This window comes from Comamonas endophytica, assembly GCF_023634805.2.
GTDB classification, from domain to species: Bacteria; Pseudomonadota; Gammaproteobacteria; order Burkholderiales; family Burkholderiaceae_C; genus Comamonas; species Comamonas endophytica.
Map to the genome: position 1 here is coordinate 2,216,331 of NZ_CP106881.1, position 13,392 is coordinate 2,229,722.

Annotated in this window: 12 protein-coding genes; 7 read left to right on the forward strand and 5 right to left on the reverse strand. The window is 69.4% G+C overall.

Annotated features, from left to right (window positions below; genetic code table 11):
• Positions 1–27 precede the first annotated feature (27 nt).
• The 3 genes from M9799_RS09965 to M9799_RS09975 form a co-directional block, all read right to left on the reverse strand.
• On the reverse strand, positions 28–876 hold the full coding sequence (locus M9799_RS09965) for a branched-chain amino acid ABC transporter permease (RefSeq protein WP_231041526.1): 849 nt from the start codon (positions 874–876) through the stop codon (positions 28–30).
• Positions 877–938: 62 nt separating this feature from the next.
• Positions 939–2,093, reverse strand: coding sequence for an ABC transporter substrate-binding protein (locus M9799_RS09970; protein ID WP_231041527.1), 1,155 nt, complete (start codon positions 2,091–2,093; stop codon positions 939–941).
• Between the two features lie 422 nt (positions 2,094–2,515).
• Complete coding sequence (locus tag M9799_RS09975) at positions 2,516–3,025, reverse strand: MarR family winged helix-turn-helix transcriptional regulator (protein WP_231041528.1); 510 nt, start codon at positions 3,023–3,025, stop codon at positions 2,516–2,518.
• 110 nt (positions 3,026–3,135) lie between these two features.
• On the opposite strand from M9799_RS09975, the gene M9799_RS09980 reads away from it, so the two are divergent.
• From M9799_RS09980 to M9799_RS09995, 4 genes are read left to right on the forward strand one after another with little or no spacing between them, the layout of a single operon-like run.
• A complete protein-coding gene (locus M9799_RS09980) occupies positions 3,136–4,422 on the forward strand; it encodes an amidohydrolase/deacetylase family metallohydrolase (RefSeq protein ID WP_318530278.1) in 1,287 nt (428 codons plus the stop codon).
• A 33-nt stretch (positions 4,423–4,455) separates the two neighbouring features.
• The gene (locus M9799_RS09985; protein WP_231041530.1) at positions 4,456–6,057 is read left to right on the forward strand and encodes a gamma-glutamyltransferase family protein; all 1,602 of its coding nucleotides are present in this window, start codon (positions 4,456–4,458) and stop codon (positions 6,055–6,057) included.
• An 11-nt stretch (positions 6,058–6,068) separates the two neighbouring features.
• Positions 6,069–7,187 carry an oxamate carbamoyltransferase subunit AllG family protein gene (locus M9799_RS09990; protein WP_231041531.1) on the forward strand — a complete coding sequence of 373 codons (1,119 nt, stop codon included), beginning with the start codon at positions 6,069–6,071 and terminating at the stop codon, positions 7,185–7,187.
• Between the two features lie 34 nt (positions 7,188–7,221).
• The gene (locus tag M9799_RS09995) at positions 7,222–8,253 is read left to right on the forward strand and encodes an ABC transporter substrate-binding protein (RefSeq protein ID WP_231041532.1); all 1,032 of its coding nucleotides are present in this window, start codon (positions 7,222–7,224) and stop codon (positions 8,251–8,253) included.
• Positions 8,254–8,260: 7 nt separating this feature from the next.
• Here M9799_RS09995 and M9799_RS10000 read toward each other — a convergent pair whose 3' ends face one another.
• Together M9799_RS10000 and M9799_RS10005 are read right to left on the reverse strand one after the other, a co-directional pair.
• Complete coding sequence (locus tag M9799_RS10000) at positions 8,261–9,310, reverse strand: serine/threonine protein kinase (protein ID WP_231041533.1); 1,050 nt, start codon at positions 9,308–9,310, stop codon at positions 8,261–8,263.
• A gap of 59 nt (positions 9,311–9,369) precedes the next feature.
• Positions 9,370–10,104: an IclR family transcriptional regulator gene (locus tag M9799_RS10005; RefSeq protein ID WP_231041534.1), complete on the reverse strand. Its 735-nt coding sequence runs from the start codon at positions 10,102–10,104 to the stop codon at positions 9,370–9,372.
• A gap of 99 nt (positions 10,105–10,203) precedes the next feature.
• Between M9799_RS10005 and M9799_RS10010 the strand changes: the two genes are divergently transcribed.
• From M9799_RS10010 to M9799_RS10020, 3 genes are read left to right on the forward strand one after another with little or no spacing between them, the layout of a single operon-like run.
• Entirely contained in the window at positions 10,204–11,142 is a 939-nt protein-coding gene (locus tag M9799_RS10010; RefSeq protein WP_231041535.1) for a hydroxymethylglutaryl-CoA lyase, read from the forward strand.
• Positions 11,143–11,193: 51 nt separating this feature from the next.
• Positions 11,194–12,372: a CaiB/BaiF CoA transferase family protein gene (locus M9799_RS10015; protein WP_231041536.1), complete on the forward strand. Its 1,179-nt coding sequence runs from the start codon at positions 11,194–11,196 to the stop codon at positions 12,370–12,372.
• A gap of 25 nt (positions 12,373–12,397) precedes the next feature.
• Positions 12,398–13,387, forward strand: coding sequence for a Bug family tripartite tricarboxylate transporter substrate binding protein (locus tag M9799_RS10020; RefSeq protein ID WP_231041537.1), 990 nt, complete (start codon positions 12,398–12,400; stop codon positions 13,385–13,387).
• Positions 13,388–13,392 lie beyond the last annotated feature (5 nt).

Below are 13,392 nucleotides of genomic sequence, written 5' to 3' on the forward strand. Positions count from 1 at the left end.
GGTGGAATTGCGTGAAGCATTCATCTGTCAGCCCACCCGTTCCTTGGAAGTGAACAAGCCCTGCGGACGCACGATCATGACGATCAGGATCACCAGGAAGCCGATGGCGTCGCGGTAGGCCGTGGAGATGTAGCCGGCGCCGAACTCCTCGATCAGCGCCAGCGCGAAGCCGCCGAGCGTCGCGCCCAGCAGGTTGCCCAGCCCGCCCAGGATCACGATGGCGAAGGCCTTGAGGCTGGCCAGGTCGCCCATGGTCGGGTTGACCACGAACACCGGCGCCAGCAGCGCCCCGGCCACGGCCGCCAGGCAGGAGCCGAGCGCGAAGGTCAGCGTGTAGATGCGCGAGACATTGACGCCGACGATCTTGGCCGCGTCCTTGTCCTGGAAGGTGGCGCGCATCGCCAGCCCGAGGCGCGAGCGCTCGATCAGCAGGTAGAAGGCCACCAGCAGCACCAGCGCCGTGCCCAGCACGAACAGCCGTATCGGCGACACCGACACCGCGCCGAAGACCACGGGCTCCTGCGTGAAGGGCGAAGGCACGGCCTTGGCCACGCCGCCCCACAGCAGCAGCTCGGCGTTCTGCAGCACGATCATCACGCCGATCATGATCAGCATGACCTCGTCCATGGCCGCGAGGTTGCGCCGGCGCAGCAGCATCCATTCGATCAATGCGCCGATCGCCAGGCCGGCCACCGCGGCCACGAGCACCGAGCCGAAGTAGTTCAGCCCGAGCACGGCGACGAAGCCGTAAGCGACATACGCGCCCAGGGTATAGAGCTCGCCGTGCGCCATGTTGACCACCTTCATGATGCCGAAGATCAGCGTCAGGCCGATCCCCAGCAGCGCATAGGTGGACCCCTGCACGAGGCCGTTCAAGAGATGTTGGAGGAATTGATCCAAGATGTGCTCCGCCGGCCGCGGCTGCCGCGGCCCTGCAATTACTTGACCTGGACCTTGCCGTCCTTGAGCTCGACGACGTAGACGGCGGCCTCGTTCTGGCCGCTTTCCTTGCCGGCCGGGCCTTCCTTGGCAAAGGCGATGTCGCCGTTGACGCCCTTGATCTTCACCTTCCACAGCGCGTCGCGGATGGCCGCCGGCTCGGCCTTGCCGGCAATGCGGATGGCCTCGGCAATGGTCAGGATCGCGTCATAGCCGCGGAAACCCTCGGACTGGCCCGGCAGTTCCCACTTGCGCTCGGTCCATGCATCCGCGAACTCCTTGGCGACTTCGGGGTACTTGGCGCGCGTGATGTCCCAGGGCGCGAAGAACAGCAGGTGCTGGCTGGCGTAGCCCTTGGGGCCGGAAGCCTTCAGCAGCGGCTCGGGGAAGGAGCCGCCGGTGGTGAGGATGCGCTGCGGCAGGCGTTGCTCGCCGGCCTGGCGGATGGCCAGCGTCAGCTGCTCGATGCCCGAGGTCACGATCAGCGTGTCGGCGCCGGTGTTCTTCAGCGCCGCGAGCTGCGCCGACAGGTCGGTGGCGTCGGGCGCCATGGTTTCGGCGCGGCCTACCGTGACGCCCTTGTCCTCGAGCATCTTCTTGAAGGCGGCCGTCGCGCCCAGGCCCCAGTCGTTGTTGACCGAGAGGAAGTCGACCTTCCTGATCGCCGGCGACATGCCGTCGAGCTGCTTGCCGAAGGCCACGGCTTCCATCGAGGAGGTGGGGCTGATGCGGAAGATCCAGGGGTTGCCCGCGGTCGTGATCTTGCCCGACGAGGCGGTCTCGACCACCATCGGCACGCCGTACTCGACCAGCTTGGGCATCACCGCCAGCGTGAAGGTGGAGCTCCAGGCGCCCATCATCACCGGCACCTTGTCCTTGAGAATGAGCTTTTCCGCCGAGTTCACGGCCTCGCGCGGGTTGGACTTGTTGTCCTCGATGACCAGCTCCAGCTTCCTGCCCAGCACGCCGCCCTTGCGGTTGATGACATCGGCGGCAATGCGCGCGCCGTTGGTGACGTAGTTGCCGGAAGCGGCGACCGATCCGGTCAGCGGCATGGTGACACCGATCTTGATGGTGTCCTGCGCCGAAGCCTGGGAGGCCAGCGCCGCCAGGGCCGCGGTGGCCAGCAGGGTGCGCAAGTTGTGCGTAATCATCATCGACGGTTCCTTGGGTAGCAGTGCTTGACGAAAGAACTGCCGGCCGCCCGCGGCGCAGCATTTCCTCCCAAATAAGGGGTACACCACATATATCGCCAAGGACCGGCCGGTGGATCCGTCGTCATGACGGCATGGGCGGCGCTCCCGGGCTGCATGGGTTGCATTCCCTCGCTTTTGCAGCCTTCTTGCCGGCTGCTGCAGCGTTCACAGCAACAGTCGTGCCACATCGGCGATTCGCTGGTGGATGGCACTGCCGCGCGCAGGGCAAGCGCCTGAAAAAGAATGTGGTGTGCCACATATGAGGTGCGCGGCGCAGGCGTTCCGGCCCCCGCATGCGGCCCCTGCCGCACAGTTGTGGCGCACCCATTCCGGGGCATTCCCCAAAACGGGGTGTACCACCTAATTTCCTGGGCGCGGTTTCAGCGGATGCGCAGCGGCACCACGCTGGTGTCGTTGTGCGCCTCGACCAGGCGGCTGAGCTGCAGCAGGAAGAGCTCGCGTTCCTCGGGGGGGATCGGGGCAATGGTGCGGTCGTGCGCGCGCTGCGCGGCCTGCTCCATGCGCTTGACCAGCGCGCGGCCCTTGCGCGTGATGCGCACCAGCTTGACCCGACGGTCGCGCGTGGACTGGCGCCGCTCGACGACCTCGCGCGCTTCCAGGCGCGGCAGCACTTCCGCCACGCTCGAGCGCTCCAGGCCGATCTCCAGCGCCAGCGTGTTCTGGTCCATTTCCCCGAGCGCCACCAGGATGGTGAGGACGCTGTACTGCACCGGCGTCACGCCATGCTCGCCGGTCTCCTGGGCGAACAGCCCGGTATGGATCTGGTGCAGCCGGCGCAGCAGGAATCCCGGCCGCGAAAAGAGCGCGGAGCGCTGGTAGTACTCGTCGAGCTGGGCGCGCAGGGACGCCTGGGAGGCTTCGGTCTTCATGTGCCGAGTCTATCCCCAAGGCCGCACCAAATCGGCGAAATCGCGCTGGCACAATTTATGCGGTACACCACGCATCTTCAACTGCAGCGGCCCTGGCGCCGGCTATTTCTATGCGCAGCATGCTATTGACAGGGGGACGCGTGATCGACCCCACGGTGGGCCGGGACGGCGTTTTCGATGTGCTGGTGGCCGAGGGCCGCATTGCCGCCATCGGGCAGGACATGGGAAGCGGAGTGTCCGCGGACACGCAGCGCATCGATTGCCGCGGCAAGCTGGTGCTGCCGGGCCTGATCGACACCCATGCCCATGTCTACCAGGGCGTGACGGGGCGCTTCGGCCTCAATCCCGATATGTGCGGCGTGCACTCGGGCGTGACCACACTGGTGGACCAGGGCGGGCCCAGCTGCATCACCCTGCCGGGCTTTCGCCAGTATGTGGCCGAGCCCTCCAAGACCCGGGTGCTGGCCTATCTCTCGGCCTATCTGGTCGGCGGGCTGGAAGGGCACTACTACCCCGAACTCTACCGGCCCGAATGCCTGGACGTCGAGGCCACGGTGCGCTCGGCGCGCGAGAACCGCGACCTGGTGCGCGGCCTGAAGGCGCATGCCGAGATCGGCGGCTTCGCGCGCTGGGGCGTCGATGTGATGCGCATCGCCACGCGCATCGGGCGCGAGGCGGATCTGCCGGTGTATATCCACTTCGGCCAGCTCTGGCCCAGGCCCGAGGAGGGCGGGCTGGCCGTGAATCCCGACTCGATCTTCAACCAGGTGGTGGAGATGCTCAAGCCGGGCGACATCCTGGCCCACCCGTTCAGCCGCCATCCGGGCGGCTTCGTCGAGCTCGACGGCAAGCTGCATCCACTGGTGCACGAAGCCATCCGGCGCGGCCTGAAGATCGATGTCGGCCATGGCTCGCACTTCAGCTACCAGACGGCGCGCATCGTGCTCGATGCCGGCGTCATCCCCGACACGCTGGGCGCCGACATGCATGGCTACAACACCCAGGTCGCGGCGCCCGCGGGCACGCCCGACAGCCACCCTGATGAAGAGGACCATATCTTCAAGGGCAAGACGCGCTTCAGCCTGGTGTCCGCCATGACCAGCATGCTGGCGCTGGGCCTGCCGCTGGCGCATGTCGTGGCGATGGTGACGCGCAACGCGGCGCGCATGGTCGGCATGGAAGGCGAGCTGGGCACGCTCAAGGTGGGCGGCGTGGCCGACATCAGCGTGCTCGACGATGCGCGCGGCCGCTGGGTGCTGCGCGACAACGAGGGCACGGAGGTGGTCACCCGGCAGATGCTGACCCCGGCGTTCTGCCTGCGCGCCGGCGAGCGTTTCGACGCCACCGCCGCCATCCTTCCGCAGCCGCAGGAGGCCGCCAGTGCCGTCCATGCCTGAAGCCCGCGCCGCGCTGACACCGGAGGCGAAGCCATGACCCAACCCGTGAGAGGGCGCCGCGGCATGGCCGTGGCGCCGCATGCCCTGGCGTCGCAATCGGCGCTGGCCGTCCTGCGCGAGGGCGGCAATGCCATTGAAGCGATGGTCGCGGCTGCCGCCACCATTGCCGTCGCCTACCCGCATATGAACGGCATCGGCGGCGACAGCTTCTGGCTCGTCGGCCTGCCCGATGGCGGCAGTACCGAAGTCATCGGCATCGATGCCTGCGGCGCCAGCGCGCTGGGCGCCGATATCGCCCAATACGCGGGCCAGGGTGCCATTCCCTTTCGCGGTCCCGGCGCGGCGCTCACCATGGCGGGCACGCTCTCGGGATGGGCCAAGGCGCTGGAGATCAGCCGCACGCGCCTGGGCGGGCGCATGCCTTTGGAGCGCCTGCTGGCCGATGCCATCGATGGCGCGGCCCGGGGCGTGCCCGTGACCCGCAGCCAGCAGCGCAACACCGAGGCCAGGCAGGCCGAACTGGCGGGCGTGAGCGGCTTTGCCGAGGCCTTCATGCCCGAGGGCGTAGTGCCTGGCGTGGGCTCCCTGTTCAGACAGCCGCGCCTGGCCGCCACCTTCGAGCAGCTGGCGCGCGCCGGGCTGGACGACTTCTACCGCGGCGACCTGGCGCGCAGCCTGGCGCGCGATCTGGCGCAGGTGGGCAGCGCGCTGACGCTGGCGGATCTGCAGCGCCACCAGGCGCTGCTGCGCACGCCGCTGCAGCTGGCGCACAGCGCCGGCACGCTCTACAACATGCCGCCGCCGACGCAGGGCCTGGTGTCGTTGATCATCCTCGGCCTGATGGACCGGCTGGGCGTGGAGCGCTTCGATCACCTCGGCGCGGACTATGTGCATGCGGCGGCGGAATGCGTGAAGCAGGCCTTTGCCGTGCGCGACCGCTGCATCACCGACCCGGCCTGCATGACGGTGGACCCCGCCAGCTTCCTCACTCCCGAAGCGCTCGACGGCATGGCCGCGCGCATCGACATGGGCCGGGCCGCGGCCTGGGGGCAGGGGAAAGGGCCGGCGGACACCATCTGGATGGGGGTGATCGACGGCCAGGGCCGTGCGGTGTCGATGATCCAGAGCATCTACCACGAATTCGGCTCGGGCGTCGTGCTGGCGGAGAGCGGCGTGAACTGGCAGAACCGCGGCGCCTCCTTCTCGCTCGACCCGGCGCACATCAACGCGCTGGCGCCGGGCAAGAAACCGTTCCACACGCTGAACCCGGCGCTGGCGCTGCTGAACGACGGGCGCAGCATGGTCTACGGAAACATGGGCGGCGACGGCCAGCCGCAGACCCAGTCGGCGGTGTTCACCCGCAGCGTCGTGCACGGCCTCGATCCGCAGGCCGCGATCGAGGCGCCGCGCTGGCTGCTCGGCCGCACCTGGGGCCAGAGCAGCGACACGCTCAAACTCGAGGGGCGCTTTCCCGCGGAAACCGTGCGCGCCTTGAAAGAGCGCGGCCATCCGGTCGAAGTGCTGGCGGATTTCGACGAGACCTTCGGCCATGCCGGCTGCATCGTGCGCGAACCCTCGGGCAGCCTTTGCGGCGGCTTCGACCCGCGCTCGGATGGCAGCGTGGCCGCGTTCTAGGAGCTTTGCCCATGACCACCCCCGATTCCGCCGAACTGGCCCGCTGGGCCAATCCCTTTGCGCGCGCCTGCTGGCGCGATGTCGTCACCCGCGCCCAGGCATTGCCGGAACTCGCACCCCATGTGCTGCTGCACGCCGGCCCGCCATTGGAGGGCCCGGCGCCGGCCCCGGTGCGCCAGGCGGCCGTTCAGGCGCTGTTGTTCGAAGGCCTGGCGCTTGACGAGGCCGCGGCCCTGAACCTGCTCGACACGGGCGCCGTGCAACTGGCGCCGGCCCAGGACCATGGCGTGGCCACGCCGCTGGCGCAGGTGGTGTCCGCCTCGATGCCGCTGGCGGTCGTCGGCGACGGCAAGCGCTGCGCCTGGGCGCCGCTGATCGAAGGGCCCGCACCGGCGCTGCGCTTTGGCACCACCGATGCCGGCGCGTTGCAGCGGCTGCGCGCCATTGCCGCGCTGGGGCAGCGCCTGGCGCCGTTGCTGCGCGATGCCCCGGTGCCGCTGCGTCCCGTGGTGGAGCAGGCACTGAAGGAAGGCGACGAATGCCATGCACGCACCGGCGCGGCCAACGCGGCGCTGCTGGCGCGCCTGCCTGGAATTTGCGCGCAAGACCGCGAGGCGCTGGCCGCGAGCCCGGGCTTTGTGCTCACTATCCTGATGGCCGCTGCCGCCTGGCGCATGCGTGCCGAAGACGCGCCCATTGCGGCAGCGGGCGGCAACGGCCAGGCCTTTGGCCTGCGGCTGCGCGGCGCGCGCGGCTGGCAGGCCGTTGCCGCGCGGCCGCCGCAGGGCACGCGCTTTGCCGGCCATGAACAGACGCCGGCGCTGGGCGCCATCGGCGACAGCGCGGTGCTGGATTTCTGCGGGCTGGGTGGCCAGTCGCTGGCGGCGGCGCCGGCGCTGTGCGAGGAATGGCGCTCGACGCTGCCGCGCGACGTGGCCGCGCGCCGCGCGCAGGTGTGCGATCCGGCCACCGGCCTGGTCGATCCCGCGTGCGTGCGCCGCAGCGGCCTGCCGCCGCTGGTCAACCTCGCCATCCTCGGCGCCGATGGCACGGCGCAGCTCATGGGCCGCGGCTGGTACGCGCCCGACTCCGCGCTGTTCGAAGCCCCCGCCGCAGGCGGCGGACAGTGATTTCCGCTCCCCATTTCTCCAACGGAAGTTTTCCATGACCTCGATGCATTCCCTTCGTTCGACCAAGACCGCGCTGCTGGCCGCGGCCTGCCTGATCGGCAGCGCCCACGCGCAGGAGCCGACAAAGATCCGCTTTGCGCTGGACTGGGTGCTGCAGGGCCCGCAGGCGCCGTTCCTCGTGCCGCATGCCAGCGGCTGCTACCAGAAGGCCGGGCTGAACGTCACCACGGACCGCGGCTTCGGCTCGGGCGATACGGTCATCAAGGTCGGCAATGGCAACTACGAGGTGGGCTTCGCCGACATCAACGCGATGATCGAATACAACGCCAAACAGAAGAACGCCGAGGACCAGCTGATCTCCTTCCTGATGATCTACGACGCGGCCGCGCTGTCGATCATCACGCGCAAGGACACCGGCATCCGCAAGCCCGCCGACCTGGTGGGCAAGACCATTGCCGCGCCCCCGGGCGATGCCTCGCGCCGTCTGTTCCCGGCGCTGGCCCAGGCCAACGGCATCGATCCGAACGCGGTGAAGTGGCTCAACGTGGCGCCCGAGATGCGCGAGACCATGCTCGCGCGCAAGACCGCCGATGCCATCAGCGGCGCCTCCTTCACCGGCTACATGGGCGCGCAGGCGGTGGGCATTCCCGCCGGCGAGATCGTCGTCATGCACTACCCGCAGCATGGCTCCTCGCTGTACGGCAGCGCGCTGGTCGCCAAGCGCAGCTTCGCGCAGAAGAACGGCGCCGCGCTCAAGGCCGTGACCCGCTGCGTGATCGAAGGCCTGCAGAGCAGCATCAAGGACCCGGCCGGCGCCATTGCCCTGCTGCACCAGCGCGATCCGCTGATCAACCGCCAGGTCGAGCAGCAGCGGCTGCAGCTGTCGCTCGACTGGTCCATCGTGACACCCTGGGTGCGCGAGCATGGCTTCGGGCAGATCGATCCCGTGCGCCTGGAGAAATCGCTCAAGGAAGTGGCGCTGGCCTTCGGCATTCCCGCGCCGCAGGCCGCGCAGGTCTACACCGCGGAGTACCTGCCGCCCGCGGCCCAGCGCAAGGTGCCTTGAGCCGGCCTCAGGCCGACAGCGGCGCTTCCTGCATGGCCTCGATCTGCTCGTGCAGCATGTCGGTCTGGCCGCGCCAGTAGTCGGGGCTGCCGAACCAGGGGAAGTTGATGGCGAAGATCGGATCTTCCCAGCGGCGCGCGAGCCAGGCGCTGTAGTGGATCAGCCGCAGCGTGCGCAGCGGCTCGATCAGCACCAGCTCGCGCCGGTCGAAGGGGCGGAACTGTTCGTAGCCGTCGAGCAGCGCGCCCAGCTGCTGCGTGCGCTGGCGCCGGTCGCCGGACAGCAGCATCCACAGGTCCTGCACCGCCGGGCCCATGCGCGCGTCGTCGAGATCGACGAAATGCGGGCCGCCCGTGCCCCTGTCTTCGTCGACAGGGGTCCAGAGGATATTGCCCGGGTGGCAGTCGCCATGCAGGCGGATGGAGTCGGCATCTTCCAGGCCGAACAGGGCCGGTTCGCCCTTTGAACTGGCGCGGCCGCCGATCAATGCCAGCGCCTGTTCGCAGGCAGTGCGCCAGGCGCTCTGGGCTTCCAGCGGAATGATCTGCCCTGCCAGCAGCCAGTCGAAGCAGTCGTGGCCGAAGCACTGCAGATCCAGCGGCGGGCGCGTGACGAAGGGCCGGGCCGCGCCCACGGTGTGGATGCGCGCGAGATAGCGGCCGATCCATTCCAGCACCTCGAAGTCATCGAGCTCGGGCTGGCGCCCGCCACGCCACGGGCTGACCGAGAAGGTGAAACCCGCGTGCTCGTGCAGGGTCGCGCCCTGCAGCACCAGCGGCGCCACGGCCGGAATCTCGGCGGCCGCCAGCTCGGCGGCGAAGCCATGCTCCTCCTCGAGCTGCGCGCGGCTCCAGCGGCCCGGGCGGTAGAACTTGGCGACCACGCGTTCGCCGTCTTCGAGATGGGCCTGGTACACGCGGTTCTCATAGGAGCCCAGCGCCGTCAGGCGCCCGTCCCCGTAAAGGCCGACGCAGGCCAGCGCATCCAGCACCACATCCGGCGTGAGCTGTTCATAGGGGTGGACGCTGGAAGCGCCAAGGGAAGAGGGCAGGGTCATAGCCCGCTATTGTCCCTCCGATCTTCCGCCCGATTGTCCCCCCGGCGGAGCACCCTCCGTCAGTCGTCGCCTACCTGGCCGCACAGGCTGCGCGCCGCCTGCAGCACGGCGGGCACGAAGCGCGCCTGGTAGCGGTGCACCGGGCAGGTCAGCGTGACGGCCGCGGCCACGCTGCCGTCGGCGCGCAGCACGGGAGCCGACACGCCCGCCACCTCGGCCAGCCGGTCGCCGACTGCGGTGTAGAAGCCGTCGGCGCGGATGCGCGCGTAGAGATTGCGGTCGGGCCCGGGCGCCTTGCCCAGCACCGGATCGAAGGCCGTGAGCACGCGCCCGCCGGTGCCACGGTCCATGGGCAGCAGGTCGCCGGCGCGGATGTGGTCGCGCACCGGGTGCGGGGAGTCGACGCGGAACAGGCACACGCGTGTGTCGCCGCGGCGCACATGGTAGGCCGCGCTCTCGCCGGTCTCCACCACCAGCGCGCGCAGCACCGGCAGCACCACCCGGTCCAGTGAGAACGAGGCCTGGTAGACCGCATGCAGGCGCGCGGCCTGCGGGCCGATCGCATAGCGCCCGTCGTCGAGGCGCTGCACCCACTGCGCATGCTCGAGCGAGGCCAGCAGGCGCAGCACCGTGCTCTTGTACAGGCGTGTGCGCTCGGCGAGTTCCGCCAGGCCCAGCGCCGAATCGCCGGGCTGGAACGCGGCAAGCAGGCTCAGCGCACGGTCCACGGCCGCCACGCCGCCCTGGGCGGAGTCGGCGTCGGCAACGGATTCGGTAGCGGCTTTGCGGGGCATGGGGGGATTGTCTCACCGGCTTGACAGCCTGGGCCGGCTCGCGCAAAGATTCTATTTTAGAGAATATCGTTCTATCTTGCGAAACGGCTGGTGCTTGCCATGACTTCAGACAACTTTCCTTCCTCCGATGTGCTGATCAGCGAGGTCGGCCCGCGCGACGGCCTGCAGTCGGTCAAAGCCACCATGCCCACCGCCGACAAATGCCGCTGGATCGACGCGCTGGTGGCGGCCGGCGTGCGCGAGATCGAAGTCGCCTCCTTCGTTCCCCCGTCCCTGCTGCCGCAGATGGCCGATGCCGCCGAAGTGGTGCGCCATGCGCTGCGCCACTCCGGCATCACCGTCATGGCGCTGGTGCCCAACCGGCGCGGCGCCGAGAACGCGCTTCAGGCCGGCGTGCACAAGCTGACCATGCCGGTCTCGGCCAGCACCGCGCATTCGCTGGCCAACGTGCGCAAGACGCCGCAGGAAATGGTCGAGGAGGTGCGCGCCATCGCCCGGCTGCGCGACGAACTGGCGCCGGGCGTCAAGCTCGAGGCCGGCATCTCCACCGCCTTCGGCTGCACGCTGCAGGGCGAGGTGGCGGAGGACGACGTGATCCGCCTGGCCGCCCTGTGCATCGAAGCCGGCGCCGACGAGTCGGGCCTGTCCGATACCGTGGGCTATGCCAACCCGGCGCAGGTGCGCCGCCTGTTCCGGCGCCTGCGCGCGGAGATCGGCGCGCATGCGGGCGCAGCCCACATGCACAACACGCGCGGCCTGGGCCTGGCCAACTGCCTGGCCGCCTGGGACGAAGGCGTGCGCACCTTCGACAGCTCGCTCGGCGGCCTGGGCGGCTGCCCCTATGCGCCCGGCGCCTCGGGCAACGTCGTGACCGAGGACCTGGTGTTCATGTTCGAGGCGATGGGCGTGCGCACCGGCCTCGATCTCGAGCGCCTGTTTGCCGCGCGCGCGCCGCTCGTGGCCGGCCTGCCTGGCGAGCCGGTGTATGGCATGACGCCCGAAGCCGGACTGCCCAAGGGCTTCGCCCAGACGCGCTGAACTGCTGCTGCGCGCCCGCGCGGCGCGCCTCTCCACCGATACGGAATCCCCATGGACACATCCCACACCCCGCCGGCCTTGCCCTATGCCGGCATCCGGGTCATCGAATTCACCCACATGGTCATGGGTCCCACCTGCGGCATGCTGCTGGCCGACCTGGGTGCCGAGGTCATCAAGATCGAGCCGCCGGGCGGCGACACCACGCGCAACCTGCGCGGCTCGGGCGCGGGCTTCTTTCCGATGTTCAACCGCAACAAGAAAAGCGTGGTGCTGGACCTCAAGACCCCCGAGGGCCAGGAAGCCGCGCGCCGCCTGATCGACACCGCCGACATCGTCAGCGAGAACTTCAAGTCCGGCGTCATGGACAAGCTGGGCCTGGGCTACGCGGCGCTGCAGCAGCGCAACCCGCGGCTGATCTACGTGAGCCACAAGGGCTTCCTGCCCGGCCCCTACGAGCACCGCACGGCGCTCGACGAGGTGGTGCAGATGATGGGCGGGCTGGCCTACATGACCGGCCGCCCCGGCGATCCGCTGCGCGCCGGCACCAGCGTCAACGACATCATGGGCGGCATGTTCGGCGCCATCGGCGCGATGGCTGCGCTGGCGGAACGCGAAAAGACCGGCAAGGGCAAGCAGGTGCAGTCGGCGCTGTTCGAGAACAACGTCTTCCTGGTCGGCCAGCACATGCTGCAGGCGGCGATCACCGGACGCAGCGTCGCGCCCATGCCGGCGCGCGTCTCTGCCTGGGCGATCTACGACGTGTTCACGGTGCAGGGTGGCGAGCAGATCTTCCTGGCTGTGGTCAGCGACAAGCAGTGGGACATCTTCTGCCGCGCGCTGGGCCTGCAGCGGCTGCAGGACGATCCGCGCCTGGCGACCAACAACGGCCGCGTCGAGGCGCGCGACTGGCTCATGCCCGAGCTGCGCGCGCTGCTGGCCGAACACTCGGCCGCCGAACTGGCCGCGATCTTCGAGGCCGAAGGCCTGCCCTTTGCACCGATCACCAAACCAGAACAGCTGCTGGAAGACCCGCATCTGCTGGCCACCGGCGGCCTGGCACCGATTGCGCTGGCCGACGGCCGCGAGACCCTGGTGCCGCTGCTGCCCTTCACGCTCGATGGCGAGCGCCCGGGCGTGCGCCTGCAGCCGCCCCAGCCGGGCGAGCACACCGCCGAACTGCTGCGCGCAGCCGGCTACAGCGACGCGGAAATCGCCGCGCTGCAACCTTGAACACAGACCCCTCCAGGAGACAAAAATGATGAATCGCCGCCAACTCGTTGCCGCTGCATTGCTGGGCTGCACCCAGCTGGGCGCCACGCTGCCCGCCTGGGCACAGGCCCCCGCCTATCCCGACGGCCGCCCTATCAAGCTGGTCGTGCCCTACACCCCCGGCGGCGGCACCGATACCGTGGCCCGCTTCATTGCCGCGCGCATCTCGGCCGAAACCCGCTGGAGCATGATCGTGGAAAACCGCCCGGGCGCGGCCGGCAATATCGGCATGGACATCGTTGCCAAGTCCAAGCCCGATGGCCTGATGGTCGGCCTGGGCCAGACCGCGAACCTGGCGATCAATCCGGCGCTGATGCCGCGCATGCCCTTCGATGCCGAAAAGGACCTGGTGCCGGTGGCGCTGGTGGCTTCGCAGCCGGTGGTGCTGGTGGTGCGCGCCGATTCGCCCTGGAAGACCCTGGGCGATGCGATCAAGGCGGCAAAGGCCAAGCCCGGCGACTTCAAGCAGGCGCTGGCCGGCAACGGCACCGTGGGCCACCTGGCCGGCGAGATGCTCGCGCACCGCGCGCAGTTCCAGGTGCTGAACGTGCCCTACAAGGGCGCGGGCCCGGCCGTGAACGATCTGCTGGGCGGCAGCACGGACTTCATGTTCGCCACGCCGCAATCGGTGCTGGAGATGATCAAGGGCAAGCGCCTGCGCGCGCTGGCCGTGACTTCGGCGCAGCGCCTTGCGGTGCTGCAGGACGTGCCCACGGTGGCCGAGTCCGGCTACGCCGGCTTCGAGGCGGTGGACTGGAAGGTGATCGTCGCTCCGGCCGCCACGCCCGCCGCCGTCGTGCAGGCGCTCAATGCGGCCAACGAGAAGGTGCTGTCCAAGCCCGAGACCATCGCCCTGCTGGCCACCGAAGGCAGCACGGCCATGGGCGGCTCGCCGGCCAAGGCGCAGCAGTACATCGCTGCCGAGCAACGCAAGTGGGCGCGCCTGATCAAGGACGCCAACATCACGCTGGAATGAGCGAA